The organism is Helicobacter labetoulli (genome assembly GCF_003670275.1).
Classification (GTDB): Bacteria; Campylobacterota; Campylobacteria; order Campylobacterales; family Helicobacteraceae; genus Helicobacter_C; species Helicobacter_C labetoulli.
This window is the reverse complement of sequence record NZ_QXJF01000005.1, coordinates 46,245-70,024: the sequence shown is the minus strand read 5'-3', so window position 1 is coordinate 70,024 and position 23,780 is coordinate 46,245. Positions and strand designations below refer to the sequence as shown.

The following is a 23,780-nucleotide window of genomic DNA, read 5'->3' as shown; positions in this document are numbered from 1 at the left end:
TAAAGCCTAGCCTATTACGCCCATTCCCCTTAGCCCTATGATAATCATCTGCACTCCCATTGCCACAATAAAAACAAGTGCAATGCGTGAAAGCACATACAGCACGAGTTTTCCTAGAATCTTTTCAATCATTGCTGAAAAATGAAATAAAATAAACAAAAAGATAAAACTTGCCACCACCGCCATAATCGCCACAAGCATATTGCTCTCTTCGGCAATAACAATCACACTTGCCAATGTCCCGGGTCCCACAAGCATAGGGAATGCCATAGGAATAATACTATGCTTAAAAAGCTCATCAAATTTAAGTTTTTTGTATTCGGAGTAATCTTGTTGTGCAGTAGAAAAAAGCAGATTTTTTAAACTCATCACAATGAGTATCAACCCTCCAGCTACCCGCACAGAATCTAGATTCACCCTAAAAAGATACTGCATAACAAAAGAGCCTGTGAGTAGGAAAATAAGCACAATAAGCAGTGCAGTCCATAAAATATTTCTAAAAAGCTTTTGACGCAAAGGGGTATGCACACCATCGGTCATAGCGATAAATTGCGGTAGATTCCCAAAAGGGTTAAGCACGGCAATAATAGCTACCATACCAAGCCCTACAAGATGAAGTGTAGATTCTAAATCATCAAAAAACATTAGCACAATTCCTTAAAGTTTAAATATTTGCAAAAACAAACTTTCATCTTAGCATATTTTTGCACCACTTAAGAAAACTTTATCTTCCTACTCATAAAATACTGCCTTAAAGCTCAAAACACGCACCATCAAAACTCTTTTTCATAAACCCTTGCAACTTAATAAGCCTTTCCCCTCTTTCAACGCACTCCCCCACCACTTCTCCTACAAGCAAAACATAAAATTAATAAATTCTTGCTACAATACGCGTTTATTTAGTTTTGGGGATATATTCATCTTTTTTTCATTAGGACAGGGTTTTGGCATTTAACACAACTTCAATCTTAGATAGAATCACACCATTTTTTAAAAATCTCTCACAAAGCACAGAGATGATTGTCATTGTCTTTATGATACTTATTGTCGCCATTATCATCGTGCCACTGCCAAGTGCGATGCTTGATTTTTTACTCAGCATCTCCATTGCCCTATCTATTTTGATTATTCTTATTACGCTGTATGTGGATAAAGCCACGGAATTTTCAGCCTTTCCTACTATTTTGCTTATTGTTACGCTCTATCGCTTAGCACTCAATGTCGCTACAACGCGTATGATTCTAAGCGAGGGACATAATGGTGTAGAATCTGTAAGTAGCATTGTGGCTGCCTTTGGACATTTTGTCGTGGGCGGGAATTATGTTATTGGGATTATTGTCTTTACCATTCTTGTGATTGTCAATCTCATCGTTATTACAAATGGTTCTACACGCGTTACTGAAGTGCGTGCAAGATTCACACTTGATGCAATGCCCGGTAAGCAAATGGCGATTGATGCGGATTTAAACGCAGGGCTTATTGGACAAGATGAAGCGCAAAAAAGACGCGATGCGTTGGCTCAAGAGGCGGATTTTTACGGCACAATGGATGGTGCGAGTAAGTTTGTCAAAGGCGATGCGATTGCCTCTATTATCATTACGATTGTAAATATTATCGGTGGATTCTTAATTGGCGTATTTGAACACGGAATGAGTGTGAAACAAAGTGCGGAGACTTTTACAATTCTTACTATTGGTGATGGGCTTGTAGGGCAGATTCCAGCACTCATTGTTGCTACTGCCACGGGTATCATTACCACGCGTGCAGCCAAAAGCTCTCAAACAAATTTTGCAGGCGATATTATCACGCAAATCACGGGCAGCTCAAAAATCTTAAGCATTGTTGGCTTTATCCTAATCCTTTTTGCCCTTGTGCCCGGGCTGCCTATCTCACTTGGTTTTGTTGGGGCATTCTTCCTTGCGGTGGCGTGGCTTGTGAGCCGTGAAGATGTGGGGAGTCTTTTTTCTATGGTAGAAAAATTTATCAGTAAAAAAGCTCCGCCAAATAGCAAAAAAGCCGATGAAGATTCACAAAAAGAGATAGATATTAATCAGCATAAAGCCCAAAGGGTGCAAAAAAGCGAAGAAGAGATTAAAAAAGAAGAAGAAGCAATCATCAATGAAGCACTCAAAGTAGAAACACTAGAGATTTATCTAGGCTATCAGCTTATCCGTCTAGCTGATGTCAAACAAAATGGCGATTTACTAGAGAGAATCCGTGCTATGCGTAAAAAAATCGCCACAGATTATGGTTTTCTTATCCCACAGATTCGCATTAAAGATAATCTCAATCTCCAGCCAACTGACTATGAGGTCTTGCTTAAGGGCGTCAAAATTGGCGAGGGAAGAGTCTTGCCAGATAAATTTTTAGCTATGGATACAGGAATGGTAGCAGAAGCCATTGATGGAATCCCAACTAAAGAACCAGCCTTTGGGCTTGATGCGTTGTGGATAGATTCTAAAGATAAAGAAGAGGCGATTATTAGAGGCTATCATATCATTGATCCTTCCACGATTGTAACGACACATATGACAGAGCTTATTAAAACTTACGCGGAAGAATTTATCACAAAAGATGAAGTCAAAGTCCTTATGGATCGCCACGCTAAAGATTATCCTGTGGTTGTGGGAGAAGCCTCTAAGATTCCAATGAGTATTATTATACGCGTTCTGCGTGAGCTTTTACACGAGAAGATTCCAATCAAAGATTTACCAACAATTCTAGAATCTATTACAGATACATATCCCATCTTACAAGATGATACAGATAGCATTGTTGAGCAAGTCCGCTCTCGCTTAGCTAGAACAATCACGGATATTTTCAAGGCAGAAGATGGGAATCTTAAGCTTTTTACTCTCTCTCTTGCGACAGAGCAATACTTGATAGATAGGCTCAAAGAACAGCCCGGTGGGAAAAACTTTGTATTACACTCAAATGAGGTGCAAAAGCTTATAGATTCTATCCAAGAAGAAGATATGAAATTGAAGCAAAAAAATATTATGCCCGTATTGCTTGTGGATTACAGAATCCGCAAGCCACTTGTCAAGCTCCTTGAGCCATTTAGACTAAGCATTACCATTTTGGGCAATGCCGAGATTGACCCACACGCAACCTTTGAAGTTGTAGGCACACTCAATATAGAATTTTAAGGATTAATATGCAAGTTTATCATCTCTCACACACGGATTTAGATGGCTATGGTTGCCAATTCATCGCTAAAGAGTTTTTTTCAAATATCACATTTTATAATGCTAATTATGGCAGGGAGGTGCTTGTGCGTGTTAATGCTATCCTTGATTCAATCTCGCATTCTACCCAAAGTCTCCATTCTTTGCTTGAGCAAAAATTTGGCAAAAGCAAAAAATCCCCCACCCCCACTTCGCACAATAAATATCTTGTGCTTATCACGGATTTAAATCTCACACTAAATGAGTCAAACTACCTGCAACAAAGGATAGAAGAGTTAAAAATCAATGGTGTTGATGTAGAGCTTTTATTATTGGATCACCACATCAGCGGACAGGAATGTGCGGATAAATATGAATGGTATCATTTAGATTCTACGCGTTGTGCGAGTAAGATTACCTTTGATACGCTGATTACACGAGAGAAAATGTTAGATTCTACGCGTGAAAAATGGATAAGAAATGCAAGTGAAATGATAAACTCCGTGGATATTTGGCTTGAAGATGGCTATAAATTTGACTTTGGCAAAGTGGCTATGGGAGCAATTAGTGGGAGCTTTGAGCTAAATAGATTTATGTTTGATGAAGAGCATAGATTCTATAAATTTGCCATTTTAGAATCTGCTAGAGAGTTTTTAGAGCAGCCAAATGGCGAAGTGGCATTTGATAATGCCCTGTATGAGATTAAAAAACGCGCCCTTGGTGGAAACCCACAAACGGAGACAATGGATACAATTACTTCAAATGCCCAAGTCAAGCTCTTAAGCCAAAAAAAGGATTCCTGCACCATTTTTTACAATGACAAAAAAGGCTTTTTAAGCTACTCTATGGGCGGTGTGAGTGTACTAGCTAATCTTTTTTTACGCACAAATAGTGAGTATGATTTTTACCTTGATGTGAATCCACGCGGCAATGTGAGCCTTAGGGCAAATGGCAATTGCGATGTGAGCGAGATGAGCAGGGAGCTTTTCAATGGTGGAGGGCATAAAAATGCTTCGGGTGGGAAGATTGACGGATTTAAAGAGAGTTTTTCATATTGCGATATAAAAACGCAAATTGAATATATCTTAAACAAACACCAAGAGGAACTATAAAGGAGGATATATGAATATCAATGAAGATATTAGCCAAGAGCTGACTTTGGAGATGAGCTTAGAAGAAATGGCATTAGAAGTGATTGATATGCTAGGTGTGGCACTTTACTTTGCCGGGGCTAAAAAAGCACATATTGAAGAGCTGATTGAGCTTTACTCCACGCAAATGGATAAGTTTTATGCTAAACTCCCAGAAGATGCGACTTATGGGCAAAATGAGATGATTGAGATTATTAAATCTCTCAAAAAAGATTATCCAAAGTTTTTTATGAAGTAGGACCTATGCAGATTCAATGTGCGATTTTATTTAGCGGCAATGGTAGTAATATGCAAAATCTTATAGAATCTTTGCATAATCAAACTTTCACGCACTCACACACTCATAAAGAGTGTAGCCTCCACATCGCCCTTACACTTTGTAATAATCCAAATGCTTATGGTATCACACGCACTAAAAATCTACATATCCCCTGTGTTGTGCTACCTCATCGTGATTATGATTCACGAGAAGACTTTGACAAACAAATGATTGCCACCTTGCGTTCTTATAAGATTGAATATGTCATCTTAGCTGGATTTATGAGAATCTTAACACCACTTTTCACAAACACTTTTCGCACGATTAATATCCACCCATCATTTTTGCCCGAACACAAAGGGGCAAACGCCATAAAAGATAGCTTTTATGCCTCACAAAGTTATGGTGGTGTAAGTGTGCATTGGGTTAATGAAGAGCTTGATGGCGGAGAGATTATACTACAAGAAAAACTAGAGAATATTCCAAATGAAAGCCTTGAAGGCTTTGAATCTAGAATCCACGCCCTTGAATACATACTCTACCCTAAAGCCATTCTCAAAGCCCTTCATCTGCTCCCACAAGAATCTAGCCCACATACGAGCAAGGGGTGCAAATGAGCCACTCACTTGAAATGCTAAGTGCATTTAGTATTTTTGCACTGCTTATTCTCTTTGCCTCGCCTATAAGCTCACTCACACGCATTCCCATTGTTGTAGTTGAGATGATTTTAGGTGCGGTGGCAGCTCACTTTTTTGGCTTTCTCAATCAATTTGAAGAAATTTCGCTTGTGGCTGAAATTGGCTTTTTATTCTTAATGTTTTTATGCGGGTTGGAAGTGGATATTAAATCTTTTGCAAAACTTGGCAAAAGCTTCTTGTTTAAAGCCCTAGCATATTTTTGCACTCTTTATGGCATCACTTGCATTGTTGTGTTTAGCGCTCATCTTTCCTATGTGTATATCGCAGCTTTTCCTGTAATGAGCTTAGGTATGATTGTAGCACTGATTAAAGACTATGGCAAACACCAACCTTGGCTTGATTTAGCCCTAAAAATTGGAATCTTAGGAGAGCTTGTAAGTATTACTGCACTTGTTATTATTGATGGTGCATCAAGGCACGGCGTGGGAAGTGAGCTTTTACAAAAACTTCTTATTCTGCTTATCTTTTTGCTTGTTGTGGGATTTGGTTTTAGAATTGCAAAAGTGTTTTTTTGGTGGATGCCACAAGTGCGGTTTTTATTTTTGCCACGCGATGATAGCAACTCTCAAGATTTGCGTTTTGTGTTTTTTTTACTCTTTGCCTTTGTGTTTTTGATGATGTTTTTGGAGATTAAAGCGGTTTTGGGGGCGTTTCTAGCCGGGACAATTCTAAGCACATTTTTTAAGCACAAAGCGGATTTGCCCGAGCAGCTTAATCACTTTGGCTTTGGCTTTTTTGTGCCATTTTTCTTTGTGCATGTTGGCTCTACGCTCAATCTTAATGCGGTTTTTGGCGATACGCAGATTCTCTACCACGCTTTATATCTCATCGTTGGAATGCTCATTTTACGCATTATCAGTGCAAGTATTGTTTTTGGTAGGTATTTTAAGAATCTTAAATCCACACTCCTTTTTGCTCTAAGTGATTCTATGCCGCTGACTTTTCTTATCGCTACTGCTACTTTAGGCAAAAGTATTGGTGAGCTTGATGACACACTTTATGCTTCATTTGTGCTTGGTGCGATTTTAGAGGGCATTATTTTTAGTGTTCTTATAAAAATCATCTATGTATTTTGGAAGCCAAAAAAGGAGAAATAATGCAAACACCGCGTCAAACTTGGAGTTCTAGCCTCACTTATGTCTTAACCGTTGCGGGAGCGACTATTGGCTTTGGAGCGACTTGGAGATTTCCTTATCTTGTGGGAGAAAATGGCGGTGGAGCGTATGTGCTTATCTTTGTTTTGGCAATGATTCTAGTTGGAATCCCCGTTATTTTGGTAGAAAATGTCATTGGCAGACGCGCACAAAAAAATGCCATTGACGCCTTTAGTGGCGAGGTAAATGGCAAAGAAATCCCGCGTTTTTATAAGATTATTGGTTATCTTAGTATTGCTGGGGCATTTGGGATAATGGCGTATTATATGGTGCTTGGCGGATATGTCATCACTTATATCACTAATATCATCAGTGGGAATCTTAACCTTAGCTCTCCTATTGAAAAAGACATTGCAAAAAGCTTTTATGATGCTAACATCACGCACAATCCGCTAATGGTTGGAATCTACACGGGCATTTTTGTTATTATAAATTGGATTATTCTTAAAAAAGGTGTGATTGATGGTATTGAACGCAGTATGAAATACCTTATGCCCTTGCTTTTTATCTGTTTGCTTATTATGGTTGCTCGTAACCTTACTTTGCCCAACGCAATGGAAGGCGTGAGATTCTACCTTTTGCCCGATTTTAGCAAGATTAATACTCGGCTTTTTATTGATGTGCTAGGACAGGTATTTTTTGCACTCTCACTTGGCTTTGGCGTGATGATAACCCTTTCATCATATTTGCAAAAAAATGAAAATATGATTAAAACCGCCATTGCCACTGGAATCTTAAATACAATCATCGCCCTCTTAGCTGGATTTATAATTTTCCCATCTCTTTTTAGCTTTGGGCTAAGCCCCGATCAAGGACAAAGCCTCGTGTTTCAAACATTGCCCATTGTTTTTTCTCATATCTATTTTGGCAATGTTTTGGCTGTGGTATTTTTCCTTTTGCTTATCACTGCTGCCCTTACTACTTCACTGCCTATCTATGAAGTTATCATCACTGCCCTACACGAAAAGCTAAAAATCTCTCGCACAATGGCGATAAATATCACACTTGGAAGTATTTTTATCCTTGGCAATATCCCTTGTGTTCTCTCTTATGGTCCTTGGGAGCATATCACTTGGAATGGCAAAAATATCTTTGACCTCTTTGATTATGTGAGTGGAAATATCCTTTTTGTGATGACTTCCCTTGGCACTTTATTTTTTGTAGGCTGGGTGCTTAAGTCTCAATCCTTAAAAGAGCTTAGCAATAACAACACTTTGCATCCATTGCTTGTAAAAATCTGGTATTACTATGTGAAGTTTTTTCTTCCCTTTATTGTTGTGCTCATTTTTATCGCTGGGAATTTTCCAAAGAGCCTTGAACACTTGCTTGCTGCTTTGCAGCAAATCTAAAATGAGAATCTTTTTCCTCTCTCTCATCTTGTGTGCCTTTGCCACTGCTGCCACTAGCACACAAACTTACGCTTTAAGCATTTATGGCAATCCAAAATATCCAAAAAACTTCACGCATTTTGATTATGTTAATCCAAATGCACCCAAAGGTGGCACTTTAAAAAGTTTTGCACTTGGCACTTTTGATAGCCTTAATCCCTTTATCCAAAAAGGCAATCCTGCCGCAGAGCTTAGCACTCTTGTGTATAACACCCTTACGATTCAAAGCCTTGATGAACCTTTTAGCGAATATGCACTTGTGGCTAAATCTATGACACAAGGCAGGGATTTTATTATTTTTCATCTTAATCAAAAAGCGAGATTTAGCGATGGGACGCCCATTTTAGCTAAAGATGTTGTCTTTAGTTTTGAGACGCTTTTGCAAAAAGGTAAGATTGATTTTAAACGCTACTATGCTGATGTCAAAAGTGTCAAGGCACTCAATGATTTAGAAGTGATTTTTTATTTTAAAACAGATTCCAACAAGGAGCTTCCGCTGATTTTAGGGCAGATTCCCATTTTGCCCTCTCATATCTACCTTAAAGATGGCAAAAATACTTTTGGTGAAAACCCCCTGCAAATCCCCGTTGGGAGCGGAGCATATCGTGTGAAAAAATTTGACCTAGGACGCAGTATCACTTATGAAAGAAACCCAAACTATTGGGCAAAAGACCATCCAACCCAAAAGGGAATGTATAATTTTGATGAAGTGATTGTGGAGTATTATAAGGATTCTGCTGTGGCACAAACTGCCTTTATGGCGGGAGAATATGACTACCGCATTGAAACTTCGGCAAAAGTATGGGCAAACGACTATGAAGGCAGGGCAAAAAGGGAGGGGAAGATTATTTTACAAAGCTTTAAACATCAGCTTCCTAGCACATTGCAAGGCTTTTTTTTCAACACAAGAAAGCCCATTTTTGCTGATAAAAGAGTGCGAGAAGCAATTTTTTATGCCTTTGATTTTGAATGGAGCAATAAGAATCTTTTTTTTAATCAATATGAACGCACAACACATATTTTTCACAACTCCCCTTTTGCAAGTTCTGCCCTGCCACAGAGAAAGGAGCTGGAAATCCTTTTGCCCTATAAAGACAAGCTAGATTCTAGAATCTTTACCCAACCCTATATTGTCCCTATAACAAATGGGGAGAAAAAGCGTGGGGAAAATTTGCGGGAAAATCTCAAATACGCAAGAGATTTATTAGAATCTGCAGGATTTTATGTGAAAAATGGCACTCTTTACACACCGACACACCAGCCTTTTAGCTTTGAAATTCTCATCTCCTATGAAGCCTTTGAACGCATTTGTCTGCCTTTTGCTAAGAATCTTAAAAAGCTAGGCATTGAAGCTAAAATTCGCAAGGTTGATGATTCACAATACATTAATCGTGTGCGTAATTTTGAATATGATATAGTGATTGAGCTATTAGGACAAAGTCTATTTCCGGGCAATGAGCAAAACTACTACTGGAACTCTCAAGTTGCCAACACTAAAGGAAGTAAAAACTTTGCTGGTGTGCAAGATTCTGTGGTTGATGAGCTTATTACAAAACTTTTAAACGCCACCTCGCAAGAAGAGAGAATAGCTATTGGCAAAGCCCTTGATAGAGTGCTATTATGGGGCTTTTATGTCTTACCACATTTTAATCTCCCCGCTTTTCGCATAGCCTATTGGCGAAACATCGCTATGCCTAGTCAAATCCCTCCCTATGGGATTGATCCATACTTATGGTGGAGTAAGGGAGCAAAAAGCTAAAAAATGCTAGAATCCACGCTTTTTTACACAACAACATAGAAAAGCATAGAAACAAAAAAAGGATAAAAATGCCACACCAAAAAAAATACAAAAAACAGCATAAAGACAAAAAAAGTGCTTTGCAGATTCTAAGGGAGCTGACTACAAGGCGTGATAAAATCATTTTGCTTTTTTTATTTATTGCCACGATTATTCTCTCTCTCATTGAGACACTTGGTATCAGCGTGATTATGCCTTTTATCACATTTGCGAGCAATCCTGAAATGATTTTTGCACATCAAAGCTCGGCGTGGATATACAATACACTTGGCTTTGAAAGCACTTTGCATTTTATGTATGCTTTTAGTGGGTTGCTTTTGGGGTTTTATGTCTTTCGTGCGTTGTATAATGCAGCCTATTCTTATGGGCTATCGCGTTTTGCATTTAGGAAGTTTCACTACTTTGCCTATCGGCTTTTTTGTAAAAGTGTGGAGCTTAGCTATCTTGATTTTGCTCATAAAAAAACCGATAAAATTCGCCAAACCATAGTTGCAGAAGCACAAAACACTTCATTTTATCTGCAAAATCTCTTACAACTTGCTTCAGAGTTTTTTACCATTTGTCTTATGTATGCACTTCTGCTTATGGTAAGCTGGAAAATGACTTTGGTGCTAACCCTTTTGCTTGGCGTGCAAGTGCTTTTAATCCTCAAACTACTCTCACGCAAGATTAAGAAAAAAGGTGAAATTGATGTGGAGATGAGCGCAGAGCTTAATGAGCTTATCACAAAAACCTTTGGGAATTTTAAGTTTATTAAACTCAAAGGTAATCAAGATGAAGTCTATCACGCATTTGAGAAGCTCTCCCATAAACGCACAAATGCCACTATCATCACGCAAAGCCTTCTTCCACTCCCACGCATTATCCTTGAGACTATCGGCTTTAGCGTGCTTATTGCTTGTGTAGCTTATATTTTGTTTCAATATCAAGATGCAAGTGCGGTTATTCCTATTATCTCTATGTATGCCTTGGCGTTATATAGAATCTTACCTGCAGTAACGCGTATCCTTAATAACATTAATATGATGGGCTATCTTACCCATTCCGTATATAGCGTGTATGAAAATCTTACCTACCACACAGAAGATGAATATCAGGAGCCTTGTGCGTTTGTAGATTCTATTAAGTTGCAAAATGTTGATTTTGCCTATGTAAGCCATAAGCCGATTTTAAAAGATTTTTCATTAGAGATTAAAAAGGGAGAAAAGATTGCCTTTGTGGGAGAAAGCGGAGCTGGGAAAAGCACACTTGTAGATCTCATCATTGGAATCTACAAACCCCAAAAAGGACATTTACTCGTAGATAATGTGCCTATTACCAACCATAACTTGCGAGCGTGGCGGAAAAAAATCGGCTATATCCCACAAAGCATTTATCTTTTTGATGGCTCTGTGGCGGAAAATGTCGCCTTTAGCTCTAACTTTGATGAAGAAAAAATCAAAATCGCCTGTCAAAAAGCCCAGATTCTAGATTTTCTCAACACACATAATGGAATCTACACACGCGTAGGAGAGGGTGGAATCTTGCTTAGTGGCGGACAAAAGCAACGCATAGGCATTGCAAGAGCAATTTATGATGACCCTGAAATCCTTGTGCTTGATGAGGCAACCTCCGCGTTAGATAACCAAACAGAATCCGATATTATGGAGCAAATCTATGATGTGGCAAGTAATAAAACACTCCTTATTATCGCCCACCGCCTAAGCACGATTGAGAAATGTGAGCGTAAGATTGAGCTACAAACAAATAGTAATGGGGGGGGGGGGCAATAATGAAAACCTACACACAAAATAAAATGCAAAACAAAAGGGATAGCAACAATGAAGCATTATCTTGATTTTATCCACACTAAATCAATCAAAAAAGCAAAAATTTTTAGCTTTTTAAAATGCAATGAATTTGAAGCGAAGATTCTGCAATTTATGGCAAAGGCATTGCTTGAGGGTGAAATAGACTTTGTCGTGCATAACCTACTTTATAAAAGCCTAATAGAAACACAAGAAGATTCTAAGATAAAAGCAAGTGAAAAAACCTTGAGCTTTTTGCCCCATATCCGCAATCTTATTGAGCTAGGTTGGATTAGCCAAAGCTCTTTTTTACAGCCAAAAATCACCGATATTACCCTGCTTGAACTCTATAATGATAATGTCTGCTTGTCTCACGCATTTTTAAAACTCCTAGAAGATGGCACGCTCAATGTGGATTTGCCAGAAATTACACCTTATGAAGATCATTTAGAATACTTAAAAGATCGCTTTTCGCATATTGAGCTTTTACACAAGATGAGTGGGCTAAAATTTTCTCAAAAGCTAGATTCTCCCTCGTTCTCTCGTGCAAACTATCGCTTAAAACTTTTAGAAGAAACAATTCAAGCACGACTAAAACTCACAAAAAAAGATATAAGTATCATCAAATTTATTAAAGAGCAGCATTTAGAGCCAAAGGAGCAGATTATCTTTTTTGCGTTATTGAAAGAGGAATATAGCAGCAGTGATGAGAATCTGCGTGATATGAATGCCCTGCTTGAGCTTATAAGCCTTGATGAGTATGATAAGATTAAGCACCGCTCTTTGCTTGATGAAAATTCCAATCTCGTGCAAAAGGGCTTGATTGATTATGATGAGCTTTTAAATCCCTTTGGTGGAATCTCACGCACTTTTTTTATCCCCGATGAGATTCTTCAAAACATTATCCACCCCAACAAAAAGAAAAAGCGAAATAAAATCAGCCTTCACTCGCTTATCAAAAATCAGGATATTTTTGAGCTTGTAGAGCCAAAATATAATATGAATGAGATTATTTTACACCAAAACACGCGTGAGATTTTAAATAACCTCCTAGCCCAAGTTAATAGCAATGTCGTGCATTTACTGCACCTTTGGGGCATAAAAGATAAGAAAAAGGGCATTGATGCAAAAATTTTGCTCTATGGAGCGCCGGGCTCTGGCAAGACAATCACTGCCCTTGCTCTAGCCAAAAGCCTTAAAAAGCAGGTGTTAAGCTTTGATTGCTCTAAAATTCTATCAATGTATATTGGTGAATCTGAAAAAAATGTCCGCAGGATTTTTGATAGCTATAATGAGATTTGCAAAAGCATTAAAAATGAGCCAATTTTATTACTTGATGAGGCTGATCAATTCCTTAGCACACGCTCTAGCAGCGGCAATAGTGCAGATAAAATGCATAACCAAATGCAAAATATTTTCTTAGAGCAAATTGAGCGATTTGATGGAATCTTAATTGCCACAACCAATCTTTTAGAAAACTTTGATACCGCCTTTTCACGCCGCTTTAACTACAAAATAGAATTTAAGCGTCCAAACAAAGAGCAAAGGGAAGCTCTATGGCTTAAATATCTTCCACAAAATGCGGAATTTAGCGTAGATTCTAAAGAAAATCTCGCCAAAACCTTAGCAGAATATGATTTAAGCGGAGGGCAAATCGCCCTTGTGATTAAAAATACTGCCTATAAAGTCGCCACCAAAAAAGATACTATTTTCACACAAGATGACTTTATTACCCAAATAAAAGCCGAGCTTAGTGGCAATTTTGATAACAACAAGCCTATGGGCTTTAGAGCCTAATGCAAGATATTTCAAAGTCTTACCTTGAACGCGTTGTGGGGGTTAAGCCTAGGCGTTATGGACTAAAAAAGCAAAAAACTTTTCTCTATGGTGCCGCAGCTGTGGGGAAAAGCTCTTTAGCCTTTTTACATAGTGCGAGATATAAAAAGACGCTTTATATTAATTGTGCTGATTCTCGCACCAATATAGAATCTGCTAATGCCCTTATTTTAAAAAGCTTTTTGGAGAAAAATCTTGAGCTACTCATCATTGATTCTTACACGCCCCACATCTCTTTGCCAAATCTTAATCACATCATTCTTATTGCAGATTCTATTGCCCATTGCCCACAGGATTTTAAGAGCAAAAAAATCCACGCCTTAAGTTTTGAGGAATATATAAGCTTTGATTCTAAAAATCTCTCCATCAATAATCTTTTTAATCTGTTTTTAAAAGAGGGCAATCTGCCTGAGATTCAAACGCTTAATCCAAGCTATAAAATCACGCGTAAGCAAGAGATTTTACAGCTATCCCTTAAAAATGACTTTGATATTTTTTGTTCTCTTTTAACAATGCAGGGGCAAAAGCTTACAATTAATCACATCTACACGATTTTGAAAAAAACGCATAAAATTTCAAAAGATAGAATCTACCCTTTGCTGCAGTCCCTAAATGAATCTGGCTTTATTTTTTTACTCCCTCATCACACAAGCCCAAGCAAAAAACTATATTTTTATGATTTTACCCTGCCTTTGTGCGTGAATGTTGAGCGGGATTTTTTAGCGAGTTTAGAAAATATGCTTTTGCTTGAACTTATTGCTTTTTGTGAGCGGTATGAGTGTGAAAGCAGTATATATTATGGCGATATTGGAGAGTTTATAAGCCCACTTGGGATTTTTATCTTTCTGCCCTTTAGCACCAAAGAGAGCATAGAATCTAAATTGAAAAAATTTAGCTTTAACGCCTCGCATATTTATGTGATTACGCTTAATTTTGAAGGCAAAGGGACATTAAATCTCGCTCACACAAAGCTTGAGTGGGAAGCATTAAATTTTATTGACTTTGCCCTTGAGTTTAGTCCGCAGGCAAAGCCCTCACACCTTAAGCATTAATGCAAAAAATGCCTTGTATGTGTAAAAAGCATAGCTATGCCATATTCATCACATGCCTCTATCACTTCATCATCACGGATTGACCCGCCCGGCTGGATAATCGCACTCACTCCCATTTTATGTGCCATATCCACGCTATCGCGGAATGGGAAAAACGCTTCACTCGCACACACACAACCCTGCAAATCTAGCCCCATATCCTTTGCCTTAGCAAATGCCGCCCTTGCTGCATCAACACGGCTTGTCATGCCCATACCAATGGCTACAAGTGCGGAATCTTTGACATACACGACACAATTTGACTTTGTGAGTGCGGCAATAATGTAGGCTATCTCTAAATCTTTGCTCTGGGCAAAATCTAGGGCTTTTTGCGTTTTTAGGCTAGAATGCACAATCTCTTCTTTTTTCACACAATCGCTATTTTGAAACACAAATCCGCCTTGGATATGTTTAAAATCATAATCATCTTTTGGCAAAGGAGCATTTTGGATAAAAATTTTCATTCGCTTTTTGCTTTCAAACACATCTAACGCCTCTTGTGTGATACCCTTTGCCACAAGCACTTCTATAAACATCTTATTTATCTCTTTAGCAAGTTCAAGCCCCACTTCGCCATTTATAGCCGCCACGCCACCATACGCACTGACACTATCGCATTTTAAAGCCGCCTTATAAGAATGTAGAAGTGTATCTTTTAATGCAAAACCACAAGGATTTCCGTGCTTGACAATACATACCGCTTTAGAATCTTCCCCAAATGCACTTGCTATTCTCACTGCGGCATTCATATCCGTGAGATTATTAAAACTCGCTTCACCCTTTTTTTGCACAAAATGCTTCTGCCAAAAGGATTCAAACTCATACAATGCACCGCTTTGGTGTGGATTCTCCCCATAACGCGTTTGAAAGACTTTTTGCCCTACGATAAATCGCTTCTCCCCAAACCCACCATTAAATCGCTCATTCATATAATTTGCAATCGTGCTATCATAACTTGCCGTATGCTCATAAGCTTTAATCATCATCTTTTGTCGCAATTCAAGCGTATTTTGATTATTTTTCAACGCTTCTATAATCATTGTATAATCCGCCTTATCAGTTACCACCAGCACACTTGCGTGATTTTTTGCAGCAGATCGCACCATAGCCGGACCGCCAATATCAATATTTTCAATAATCTCTCCAAAATCTTGCGTCCTTTGTATAGTTTGCTTAAATGGATAAAGATTCACACAAACAATATCTATGCTCACTATGCCCTTTTGTTCCGCCACTCTCACATCAGCTTCATAATCTCGCCGATAGAGTATGCCGCCGTGAATCTTAGGGTGTAAGGTCTTTACCCGCCCATCAAATAACTCTTCACTCTGTGTGTATTCACCCACATCAATGGCTTTAATGTGAGAATCTTGCAAAAGCTTCAAAGTCCCGCCTGTGCTTAGAATCTCATAGCCTAATGCTACTAAATCTCTTCCAAATTCTACAATACCCTCTTTATCACTCACACTTAGTAATGCATACATAATTGTCCTTATTTGTAAATTTTGTGTAGTATTGTAGCCATATTTTTTATAAGGCAATTAAATAACAAGGTGGTTTGAATGATATGTGTCTTTGATATTGAAACAATCCCCGATTTTCACCTTTTAGCAGATGTGTTTGAGCTAAGCGGTTCGCCACTAGAGATTGCTAAAATCGCTCAGGATATGCAGAAAGAAAAAAGCGGTAGTGAGTTTTTACCACTTTGTTTTCACCGCGTTATCAGCATTAGCAGCGTGATATGTGATGAATTTGGAGCGTTCAAAAAAGTGGGGCATTTTGGGAAAAATTTTTTAGAATCTTTACACGAAGATTCTAAGCTTGAGCATTTATCAAATGATTTTTTATCAAGCGATTTTCTTGATGAGCTAGAAAAAACTTTGCTTCAAGAGTTTTGGCTTTATTTTAATAAAAATAACCCAAAGCTTGTAAGCTTTAACGGACGCGGTTTTGATATTCCTACCCTTGCCTTGCGTTCTATGCGGTATAATCTCAATGCGTGGGCGTTATTTGAGCAAAATAATCAAGCCCTAAATAAAACAAAATGGGAAAACTATCGCCAAAGATATAGCGAGCAGTTTCACACTGATTTATTTGATAGCCTTGGGCAGTTTGGTGCGACACGCTCTTTGAATCTTCATAATCTTTGCAAAATGTTAAATCTCGTTGGCAAATACGATATGAGTGGGAGCGAAGTGTATGAAACTTACCTTGGTGGAGAGAATACCAAAGAGGCAAAGCTATCCGCTCTTGAGACTATCAATCACTATTGCCACAGCGACACACTCAATACTTATTGGCTCTATCTTAAGTATGAATTGCTTAAGGGTGAGCTTTTGCTAGAAGATTATTATCATCTTTTACAAATCCTAAGCGAGAAGCTCCCACAAGATAAGCCCTACTCTGCTATTTTTACCCAAACACTGAAAAAGCACATATCTCAAGCCACCACACACAAAGGCATAGAATGACTACCCCCTACATCACAAAAAATGGCGAAATCACCACCAAAGAAGCCTTGATTAAAGATATTGAATCTATCCTTAATCTTATCCCGTCTCAATCCCAAACCACGCTTTCCCTAGATGTGATGAACTCACTTGAATGCAGTGATTTAGAATCTATCCGCGATAGTCTTTTACAAAAGCACAATGCCATTATCACAGAAAACAAAGAATGGCTTTTAGGACTAGCAGATGGATAAAATAGGCATTATTGATTATGGTGTAGGTAATCTAGGCAGTGTGCAAAACGCCTTTAGATTCTGTGCAAATCCACACCCACTGCAATCTTTGCATTTAAAATCTTCACAGCTAGAATCTCACTCACTGCGTCCGTTTTGCCTCCATATAGAATCTAGACCTGAAAATCTTAAAAAGTATGATAAGCTTTTATTACCCGGTGTTGGGGCATTTGGTAACGCTATGGAACATCTTAAAAACGCCCATTTGCTTGATGCGATTAGAGAGTTTGCTCAAAGTGGCAAATATATGCTTGGAATCTGTCTAGGAATGCAGCTACTTTTTGAAAAAAGCTTTGAGTTTGGAGAGCATAAGGGGCTTGGGCTAATTGAGGGGGAAGTTGTGGGATTTGGTAATATCGCTCCGCTAAAAGTCCCTCATATCGGCTGGAATAGTTGCTCTTTTACACAATTTGGAGAATCTTCACCATTATTGCAGGGCATTAACAATGGCAGTTTTTTATACTTCGTGCATAGCTTTCATATCCTAACGCAGGAAAAATTTATCCTTGCCCAGTGCGAGTATGGCTACCCATTTGGTGCCATTGTCAATAAAGATAATCTTTTTGGGATTCAGCCTCACCCTGAAAAAAGCCATAATGTCGGTTTGCAGCTTATAAAAAACTTCATAAATCTACATTAAGCCCATAAAAATACGAAATTGTGAGCATATTTACTCTTAGATTCTTTTATTGAGTTTTAATAATGGAGAATTTTTATCAAAAAAGGAGTAAAAAATGATTGATGTAGCAATTATCGGTGGTGGTCCTGCTGGGCTAAGTGCTGGGCTATATGCCACACGAGGTGGATTAAAAAATGTTGTATTATTTGAAAAAGGAATGCCCGGCGGACAAATCACAGGAAGCAGTGAGATAGAAAATTATCCGGGTGTTAAAGAAGTAGTTAGCGGTATGGACTTTATGGAGCCTTGGCAAGAGCAATGTTTCCGCTTTGGCTTAAAACACAAAATGAGCGAGGTCAAAAAAATCACAAAAGACAATGGAATCTTTGGCATTCATCTTGCTGATGGCAGTGTAGAGCAAGCTAAGGCTGTTATCTTTGCTGCTGGTGGAAGCCCAAAGAGAGCTAATCTCAAAGGGGAAAATGAATATTGGGGCAAAGGCATTAGCACTTGTGCAACTTGCGATGGATTTTTTTACAAAGACCAAGAAGTAGTCGTGCTAGGTGGAGGCGATACTGCCCTTGAAGAAGCTATTTATTTGAGTAGAATCTGCTCAAAAGTGCATCTTATCCATAGACGCAACGAGTTTCGTGCTGCCCCTAGCACCATTACTCACGCTAAGAATAATGAGAAAATTCACTTCATCACACCTGCAGTGATTGAGGAGATTCTAGGCGATAGCTCGGGTGTGAGTGGCGTGCGTATCAGGCATACAGATTCTAATGAAACTGAAGTCATCTCTGTGTATGGGCTTTTTATCTTTGTGGGCTATGATGTGAATACTGCGACTTTAAAACAAGATGATGGCTCAATGCTGTGCGAGTGCGATGAGTGGGGAAGTGTAAAAGTTGATTTATCAATGAAAACAAGTGTAGAGGGGCTATTTGCCGCTGGAGATGTAAGAACCCAAGCAAGTAAGCAAGTCGTGTGTGCTGCCGGAGATGGTGCTACTGCAGCGTTAAGTGCGATTGCATATTTGGAGCATAAGTAAAATTTAGTTTAAGGCAACCATTTGGCAGGGTTGCTTTTCTTATGAAAGGCACGGACTTTAAGTCTGCTAACCTTTCTCAAAAGTATCAAAGCTGCCAAAGCAACCTGCATTCGTGCGTAAGCACGAATCTACCCTTACAAAAATCAATGACATTTTTCATTGTTACTCCTTTTTTTAAATTTTGAAAGTCAAAAGCCAAAAATGATACTCAAAAAAAACGCAAGGTAGATTCTCAAACAAACAAGCAAAAATATCTTGCTTAAGTATCCTTTACATTATCTGCGTGTGCTATACTACGCTCTTAAACCATTAAAGGAGAAACTAATGCTAAAAGTAGGAATTTTTGGTGCGACAGGGCGTGTGGGGCGGCTGCTTATTGAAGAGATTCTAAACCACGATAGGCTTAATCTCTCAAGTGTATATGTGCGAAATGAGCTGCAATACTCGCTTCCTTCTAGCACGATGGTTACAAAAGATTTTAAAGTTTTTTTAGAATCTAGTGATGTTATTATTGACTTTAGCTCAGCTCACGCTACCAAAGCCTTGCTAGAAGTAGCTTTGCAATCCCCTACTCCGCTTGTTATTGGCACAACAGGGCTTGATAATGACACAAAACATTTGCTTGAAAATGCTGCGGAGCGTATGTCGATTTTGTATGCGACAAATATGAGTAGAGGTGTGGCAATGCTAAGTAAAATCGCCGCTCTTGTAAGTGGCACACTCAAAGAAAGCGATATAGAAATTTGTGAGATTCACCACAGACATAAAAAAGACGCACCCTCTGGCACTGCTTTAAGTTTGGCTGAAAGCTGTGCTAAAGCTAGGAATCTTAGCCTTGAAAATGTCCAAGTCAGTGGGCGTTGTGGAATGATAGGAGAGCGAAAAAAAGATGAAATTGCTGTGATGAGCCTACGCGGTGGAGATGTAGCCGGGCGACATACGATAGGATTCTATCTTGATGGGGAATATTTGGAACTCACACACAATGCTACTTCACGCCTTACATTTGCCAAAGGTGCGATTGATATGGCAGAATGGATTGTGAAGCAAAAAAATGGCTTATATAGTATTCAAGATGCTCTAAAATTATAAAAAATTATTAGTTTTGTTGCTATACAATAGCGATTTCTAAAAGAACACAAGGACTATCACACAAATGAAACATTGGAATGAGGAATGTGCGGTTGTAGGCGTATATAATGTAGAGAATGCAAGTATTTTGAGCTATTATTCACTTTTTGCTATGCAGCACCGCGGACAAGAAGCGAGCGGCATTTCAGCGAGTAATGGTAGCAAAATCACCACAATAAAAAATACAGGGCTTGTTACAAAAATTTTCACAGAAAAACGCTTAAACAAACTTCAAGGTCGCTCAAGCATAGGGCATAATCGCTACTCAACAGCTGGGGAAGATTCTATGAATGACACACAGCCTATTTTTGCTCGCTATGATTTAGGTGAAATGGCAATAGCACATAATGGAAATCTCACAAATGCCAAGCAGGTGCGACAAATGCTCATTAATGAGGGAGCAATATTCCAAAGCCACCTTGATACGGAGAATCTTATCCATCTCATCGCACGGAGTAAAAAGCAAAGCCTCACGGATAGAATCATAGATGCTTTAGGACAGGTTGATGGGGCGTATTGCTTTATATTCCTTTCACGCACAAAAATGTTTGCTATCCGCGACCGCTATGGTTTGCGTCCCTTAAGTCTAGGCAAGATTCAAAATCAAGATGGTAGCACGGGCTATATTGTCGCAAGTGAGAGTTGTGCATTTGACTTGGTAGGGGCGGAGTTTGTAAGAGAAGTCAAAGCGGGAGAAATGCTCATTTTTGATGGAGCCTATTCTTTAAGTGATAATCAACCAAAAAGCATTCAAGTATTTGAGCCAAATGAACACCCTTGCGTGTTTGAACACGTATATTTTGCACGACCTGATAGTAATGTTTTTGGACATAATGTATATAAGGCGAGAAAGCAAATGGGTATTGAACTTGCCAAAGAGCATAAGATTGAAGCCGATATGGTAATTCCTGTGCCTGATTCTGGCGTAGCAGCTGCGATTGGGTATAGTAAGCAAAGTGGGATTGACTTTGAGCTTGGGCTTATCCGCAATCACTATGTTGGGCGGACATTTATTGAGCCAACACAGCAGCAAAGGGAGCTTAAAGTGCGACTAAAGCTTAATCCCATTGCCGAACTCATTGCTAATAAAGATATTATTGTTATTGATGATTCTGTGGTGCGAGGGACAACAAGTAAGCAGATTATAAAGATTTTGCGTCAAGCAGGGGCAAGGAAGATTCACTTACTTATCAGCTCTCCACCGACTATCTCACCTTGCTTTTATGGTGTGGATACACCACATAAAGAGGAACTTATTTGCGCAAATAAAAGTATTGGAAAGGTGCGGAAATATATTGGGGCAGATTCCCTAGGATTTTTATCAATCGAAGGGCTTATGCGAAGTTTGGGTAATGAAAACAAACCAATGTGTAAGGCGTGTTTTGATGAGATGTATATTGATGACTTCACGAAGGCAAATCCGTGCGTGTCGTGCTAAGTGTGGGGCGTTACTTTAAAAAACGATTTGGCGGAAGGGTAAGAAAAATCCCCATTTCTTTACAGGGTTTTACCTGCCCAAATATTGATGGCTCTTTAGCAAAAGGTGGGTGCATATATTGTGATAATGAGAGCTTTTCACCTAGCCTTATTAAACTTGATAAAATCTCGCAAGTAAAGATGAATTTTTCCCTCACCACAAATCCATTACTTGAAAAGCAACTTCATCAGCTTGAAGAACAATTCTATTGGCATTCGGAGTTTCATCAAAGGAAGTTTGGCGTGGGTAAGTATATGGTGTATTTTCAATCCTACACAAACACCTATGCACCATTTGATACACTTAAAGCCTTGTATGATAAAGCATTGAGCTTTCCCAATGTCGTGGGGCTAAGCATAGGCACACGCATAGACTGCGTTGAAGATAGGCTATTGGAGCTTTTAGGAGAGTATGTCAAAAATGGTAAAGAAATTTGGCTAGAGTATGGGATTCAAAGTGTGTATGATAAGACTTTGGAACTTACAAATCGCGCTCATAGCATTGCTGGAGCAAAGGAGATGTTTGAAAAAACAAGGGCAAAGGGTGTAAAAGTCTGTGCGCATTTAATCTATGGGCTGCCTGAAGAAAGCCCAGAGATGATGCTTCACTCGCTTGATTGCGTGCTAGAATGGGGGATTAATGGCATTAAGATTCACCCACTATATGTCGTTAATGGCACACGCCTTGCCAAACTTTACAAAGAGGGCAAATATGAGCCAATCACGATGGAATGCTTTAGTGACCTTATTGTAGAATCTTTACAAAGGATTCCAGCAGATGTGGTAGTGCAAAGGATTAGTGCAGGAGCACACGATGACACGCTCCTTGCACCAAAATGGTGTTTTGATAAAAATATCCAAATGCGTTATCTGCGTGATAAACTTAAAGCCGTGGGAATAGAGTATTAGAATATTCTCTCAAGCTTCGCATAGATTTTATATAACAATATGTAAAGCCCTTATCTCTCTCAAACAATATGATAAGAATCTAAGATTCAAAGAGTTTTTTTAATCTTACCTTGCCAAACTCCACACCGGGCTGATTGTAAGTATCTATCTCAAAGATATTGCCCACGCACGAGGTCAAAAGCTCAAAATACGCGATAAGAATCCCCACGCTCTCTTCACACAAGCCCATCACTTCAATGCAATCAGTTGTAATACCCTCGTTTTCAATAGTTTGCATTGTGGCTAGGCGTTGATTATGCAGCAGGGTAGCAAAGCTTTGATTATTCACAAAATCTGTAGATTCTAAATATGGAATCCTTATATCTGGGATACTTGGCTTGAGACTATGAGCAGGATTAAGACTTAGAAAAGTTACACTCTTATCACGCACACCTTGCACGATAAGCTGCAAAAAAGAGTGCTGATCAATACTGCCAATCAAAGCAATAGGTGTAAGTCCAACCTTTTCCCCATTAACATTAATCTTGCCTAGACTTTCCCCCCATAGCTGCACATACCACGCATTGAACTGCCTAAAAAGGCTAGAGTAAGAAAATAACACATTCATAGGAATATGTTCCCTTTGTTTAGCATAAGTGAGAGCTTTGTATAAGATATGTTCCTCTTTTCGCTCAAAAAAACCTTGCGTCATCTTAGCTGCCCCTTGCAATAAAGCCTCTATGTCAAAGCCCAAAATTGCCAAAGGCACAAGCCCCACCGCACTTAAAATAGAAAATCTCCCACCAACATTTGGCATAATCTCAAAATACTTTACCTTCACACTTTTTGCCCAAGCTTCAAGCGGTGAATCCTTATCAGTAATGGCAAGCAAATGCCTTTTGCTCTCCGCAGATTCAAGCACTTTGTATCGCTCAAGCACATATTTTAACAATGAAGAAGTCTCAATGGTCGTGCCTGATTTTGAAATCACAATAAACAGGGCATTATGCAACGCCACACCCTGCAAGGCTTTCACAATATGCAAAGGGTCAGTATGTTCCAAAAATACGAGCTTTAAAGCATTTCTACAAGGCAAATGCTCTAGCATTCCATCAATCGCCTTCAATCCCAAAGAACTCCCACCAATGCCAATAATCACAAGATAAGATAAAGAATCTAAAAACTGCTCATTTTCTTTGATATACGCCCTTGCCTCCTGCAAGGCACAAGACTTAAAAGGCAAATCATAATAGCCGCTTTTCTTACTCTCTCTCTCCTGCAAGATTCCATTAAACACGCCATCACACTCGCTTTGGGAATGCGTATGACTAAAATGTAGAGAAAAATTTACCATACAATCTTGCTTGTTTTCCATTTAATTTACTTACCTTTTTTCCATTTTAAGCTAGATTCAGAATCTACACTACCGCTGCAAATATTTTACCAAAACCCGCTGCGGAAGTATCTTGGAGTGATTTTTAGGGTTTTCAAGTAAGCCAACAAGAAGCTTACTTGAGCGTAAGTGCCGCAGTTGGCGAACGCA

The 23,780-nt window shown here is 38.9% G+C and carries 20 protein-coding genes; 17 read left to right on the top strand and 3 right to left on the bottom strand.

All coding sequences use genetic code 11. The features are described 5' to 3' along the window. Nucleotides 1-6 precede the first annotated feature (6 nt). Nucleotides 7-645, bottom strand: coding sequence for a MarC family protein (locus tag EBF12_RS03310; protein WP_121726391.1), 639 nt, complete (start codon nucleotides 643-645; stop codon nucleotides 7-9). Between the two features lie 299 nt (nucleotides 646-944). Between EBF12_RS03310 and flhA the strand changes: the two genes are divergently transcribed. The 10 genes from flhA to EBF12_RS03260 all read left to right on the top strand — a co-directional run bounded on the left by flhA (nucleotide 945) and on the right by EBF12_RS03260 (nucleotide 14,290). Beyond that, nucleotides 945-3,149: a flagellar biosynthesis protein FlhA gene (gene flhA / locus EBF12_RS03305; RefSeq protein WP_121726390.1), complete on the top strand. Its 2,205-nt coding sequence runs from the start codon at nucleotides 945-947 to the stop codon at nucleotides 3,147-3,149. Nucleotides 3,150-3,157: 8 nt separating this feature from the next. After that, entirely contained in the window at nucleotides 3,158-4,279 is a 1,122-nt protein-coding gene (locus tag EBF12_RS03300) for a DHH family phosphoesterase (RefSeq protein WP_121726389.1), read from the top strand. 10 nt (nucleotides 4,280-4,289) lie between these two features. After that, nucleotides 4,290-4,556, top strand: a complete 267-nt coding sequence (locus EBF12_RS03295) for a hypothetical protein (RefSeq protein ID WP_121726388.1) — start codon at nucleotides 4,290-4,292, stop codon at nucleotides 4,554-4,556. Between the two features lie 5 nt (nucleotides 4,557-4,561). Beyond that, on the top strand, nucleotides 4,562-5,194 hold the full coding sequence (gene purN / locus EBF12_RS03290; protein WP_121726387.1) for a phosphoribosylglycinamide formyltransferase: 633 nt from the start codon (nucleotides 4,562-4,564) through the stop codon (nucleotides 5,192-5,194). Beyond that, nucleotides 5,191-6,372 carry a cation:proton antiporter gene (locus tag EBF12_RS03285; RefSeq protein WP_121726386.1) on the top strand — a complete coding sequence of 394 codons (1,182 nt, stop codon included), beginning with the start codon at nucleotides 5,191-5,193 and terminating at the stop codon, nucleotides 6,370-6,372. The genes purN and EBF12_RS03285 overlap by 4 nt, the downstream gene beginning before the upstream one ends. Next, on the top strand, nucleotides 6,372-7,778 hold the full coding sequence (locus EBF12_RS03280; protein WP_121726385.1) for a sodium-dependent transporter: 1,407 nt from the start codon (nucleotides 6,372-6,374) through the stop codon (nucleotides 7,776-7,778). The genes EBF12_RS03285 and EBF12_RS03280 overlap by 1 nt, the downstream gene beginning before the upstream one ends. A 1-nt stretch (nucleotide 7,779) precedes the next feature. Then, the gene (locus EBF12_RS03275; protein WP_121726444.1) at nucleotides 7,780-9,576 is read left to right on the top strand and encodes an extracellular solute-binding protein; all 1,797 of its coding nucleotides are present in this window, start codon (nucleotides 7,780-7,782) and stop codon (nucleotides 9,574-9,576) included. 68 nt (nucleotides 9,577-9,644) lie between these two features. Next, on the top strand, nucleotides 9,645-11,387 hold the full coding sequence (locus EBF12_RS03270; protein ID WP_244196335.1) for an ABC transporter ATP-binding protein/permease: 1,743 nt from the start codon (nucleotides 9,645-9,647) through the stop codon (nucleotides 11,385-11,387). Nucleotides 11,388-11,435: 48 nt separating this feature from the next. Further along, nucleotides 11,436-13,199: an ATP-binding protein gene (locus tag EBF12_RS03265; RefSeq protein WP_121726384.1), complete on the top strand. Its 1,764-nt coding sequence runs from the start codon at nucleotides 11,436-11,438 to the stop codon at nucleotides 13,197-13,199. Next, entirely contained in the window at nucleotides 13,199-14,290 is a 1,092-nt protein-coding gene (locus tag EBF12_RS03260) for an ATP-binding protein (protein ID WP_121726383.1), read from the top strand. Before EBF12_RS03265 ends, EBF12_RS03260 begins: the two co-directional genes overlap by 1 nt. Here the strand turns inward: EBF12_RS03260 and purH are convergent. Continuing rightward, the gene (gene purH, locus EBF12_RS03255; RefSeq protein WP_121726382.1) at nucleotides 14,287-15,813 is read right to left on the bottom strand and encodes a bifunctional phosphoribosylaminoimidazolecarboxamide formyltransferase/IMP cyclohydrolase; all 1,527 of its coding nucleotides are present in this window, start codon (nucleotides 15,811-15,813) and stop codon (nucleotides 14,287-14,289) included. The two genes, EBF12_RS03260 and purH, sit on opposite strands and share 4 nt — an antisense overlap. Nucleotides 15,814-15,891: 78 nt before the next feature. Here purH and EBF12_RS03250 point away from each other — a divergent pair, with 78 nt between their 5' ends. The 7 genes from EBF12_RS03250 to mnmL all read left to right on the top strand — a co-directional run bounded on the left by EBF12_RS03250 (nucleotide 15,892) and on the right by mnmL (nucleotide 22,258). Next, the gene (locus EBF12_RS03250) at nucleotides 15,892-16,800 is read left to right on the top strand and encodes a 3'-5' exonuclease (RefSeq protein ID WP_121726381.1); all 909 of its coding nucleotides are present in this window, start codon (nucleotides 15,892-15,894) and stop codon (nucleotides 16,798-16,800) included. Further along, the gene (locus tag EBF12_RS03245) at nucleotides 16,797-17,033 is read left to right on the top strand and encodes a hypothetical protein (RefSeq protein ID WP_121726380.1); all 237 of its coding nucleotides are present in this window, start codon (nucleotides 16,797-16,799) and stop codon (nucleotides 17,031-17,033) included. The genes EBF12_RS03250 and EBF12_RS03245 overlap by 4 nt, the downstream gene beginning before the upstream one ends. Beyond that, nucleotides 17,026-17,712, top strand: coding sequence for an imidazole glycerol phosphate synthase subunit HisH (gene hisH, locus EBF12_RS03240; protein WP_121726379.1), 687 nt, complete (start codon nucleotides 17,026-17,028; stop codon nucleotides 17,710-17,712). Before EBF12_RS03245 ends, hisH begins: the two co-directional genes overlap by 8 nt. Nucleotides 17,713-17,806: 94 nt before the next feature. After that, complete coding sequence (gene trxB, locus EBF12_RS03235) at nucleotides 17,807-18,742, top strand: thioredoxin-disulfide reductase (protein ID WP_121726378.1); 936 nt, start codon at nucleotides 17,807-17,809, stop codon at nucleotides 18,740-18,742. Between the two features lie 324 nt (nucleotides 18,743-19,066). Further along, nucleotides 19,067-19,834, top strand: a complete 768-nt coding sequence (gene dapB, locus EBF12_RS03230) for a 4-hydroxy-tetrahydrodipicolinate reductase (RefSeq protein ID WP_121726377.1) — start codon at nucleotides 19,067-19,069, stop codon at nucleotides 19,832-19,834. Between the two features lie 64 nt (nucleotides 19,835-19,898). Next, complete coding sequence (gene purF / locus EBF12_RS03225; protein WP_121726376.1) at nucleotides 19,899-21,311, top strand: amidophosphoribosyltransferase; 1,413 nt, start codon at nucleotides 19,899-19,901, stop codon at nucleotides 21,309-21,311. Continuing rightward, nucleotides 21,296-22,258: a tRNA modification radical SAM protein MnmL/YtqA gene (mnmL, locus tag EBF12_RS03220; protein WP_034584706.1), complete on the top strand. Its 963-nt coding sequence runs from the start codon at nucleotides 21,296-21,298 to the stop codon at nucleotides 22,256-22,258. Before purF ends, mnmL begins: the two co-directional genes overlap by 16 nt. 79 nt (nucleotides 22,259-22,337) lie before the next feature. Here mnmL and EBF12_RS03215 read toward each other — a convergent pair whose 3' ends face one another. Beyond that, entirely contained in the window at nucleotides 22,338-23,612 is a 1,275-nt protein-coding gene (locus EBF12_RS03215; protein ID WP_121726375.1) for a glucose-6-phosphate isomerase, read from the bottom strand. Nucleotides 23,613-23,780: the final 168 nt, after the last annotated feature.

Excerpts from the sequence above, each read along its gene's own strand:
- dapB (WP_121726377.1), top strand. The coding sequence starts at position 19,067 with ATGCTAAAAGTAGGAATTTTTGGTGCGACAGGGCGTGTGGGGCGGCTG.
- EBF12_RS03250 (WP_121726381.1), top strand. The coding sequence starts at position 15,892 with ATGATATGTGTCTTTGATATTGAAACAATCCCCGATTTTCACCTTTTA.
- purH (WP_121726382.1), bottom strand. The coding sequence starts at position 15,813 with ATGTATGCATTACTAAGTGTGAGTGATAAAGAGGGTATTGTAGAATTT.
- EBF12_RS03275 (WP_121726444.1), top strand. The coding sequence starts at position 7,780 with ATGAGAATCTTTTTCCTCTCTCTCATCTTGTGTGCCTTTGCCACTGCT.
- EBF12_RS03270 (WP_244196335.1), top strand. The coding sequence starts at position 9,645 with ATGCCACACCAAAAAAAATACAAAAAACAGCATAAAGACAAAAAAAGT.
- EBF12_RS03280 (WP_121726385.1), top strand. The coding sequence starts at position 6,372 with ATGCAAACACCGCGTCAAACTTGGAGTTCTAGCCTCACTTATGTCTTA.
- purN (WP_121726387.1), top strand. The coding sequence starts at position 4,562 with ATGCAGATTCAATGTGCGATTTTATTTAGCGGCAATGGTAGTAATATG.
- EBF12_RS03300 (WP_121726389.1), top strand. The coding sequence starts at position 3,158 with ATGCAAGTTTATCATCTCTCACACACGGATTTAGATGGCTATGGTTGC.
- EBF12_RS03245 (WP_121726380.1), top strand. The coding sequence starts at position 16,797 with ATGACTACCCCCTACATCACAAAAAATGGCGAAATCACCACCAAAGAA.
- trxB (WP_121726378.1), top strand. The coding sequence starts at position 17,807 with ATGATTGATGTAGCAATTATCGGTGGTGGTCCTGCTGGGCTAAGTGCT.
- EBF12_RS03265 (WP_121726384.1), top strand. The coding sequence starts at position 11,436 with ATGAAGCATTATCTTGATTTTATCCACACTAAATCAATCAAAAAAGCA.
- purF (WP_121726376.1), top strand. The coding sequence starts at position 19,899 with ATGAAACATTGGAATGAGGAATGTGCGGTTGTAGGCGTATATAATGTA.
- EBF12_RS03295 (WP_121726388.1), top strand. The coding sequence starts at position 4,290 with ATGAATATCAATGAAGATATTAGCCAAGAGCTGACTTTGGAGATGAGC.
- hisH (WP_121726379.1), top strand. The coding sequence starts at position 17,026 with ATGGATAAAATAGGCATTATTGATTATGGTGTAGGTAATCTAGGCAGT.
- EBF12_RS03310 (WP_121726391.1), bottom strand. The coding sequence starts at position 645 with ATGTTTTTTGATGATTTAGAATCTACACTTCATCTTGTAGGGCTTGGT.
- EBF12_RS03285 (WP_121726386.1), top strand. The coding sequence starts at position 5,191 with ATGAGCCACTCACTTGAAATGCTAAGTGCATTTAGTATTTTTGCACTG.
- EBF12_RS03260 (WP_121726383.1), top strand. The coding sequence starts at position 13,199 with ATGCAAGATATTTCAAAGTCTTACCTTGAACGCGTTGTGGGGGTTAAG.
- EBF12_RS03215 (WP_121726375.1), bottom strand. The coding sequence starts at position 23,612 with ATGGAAAACAAGCAAGATTGTATGGTAAATTTTTCTCTACATTTTAGT.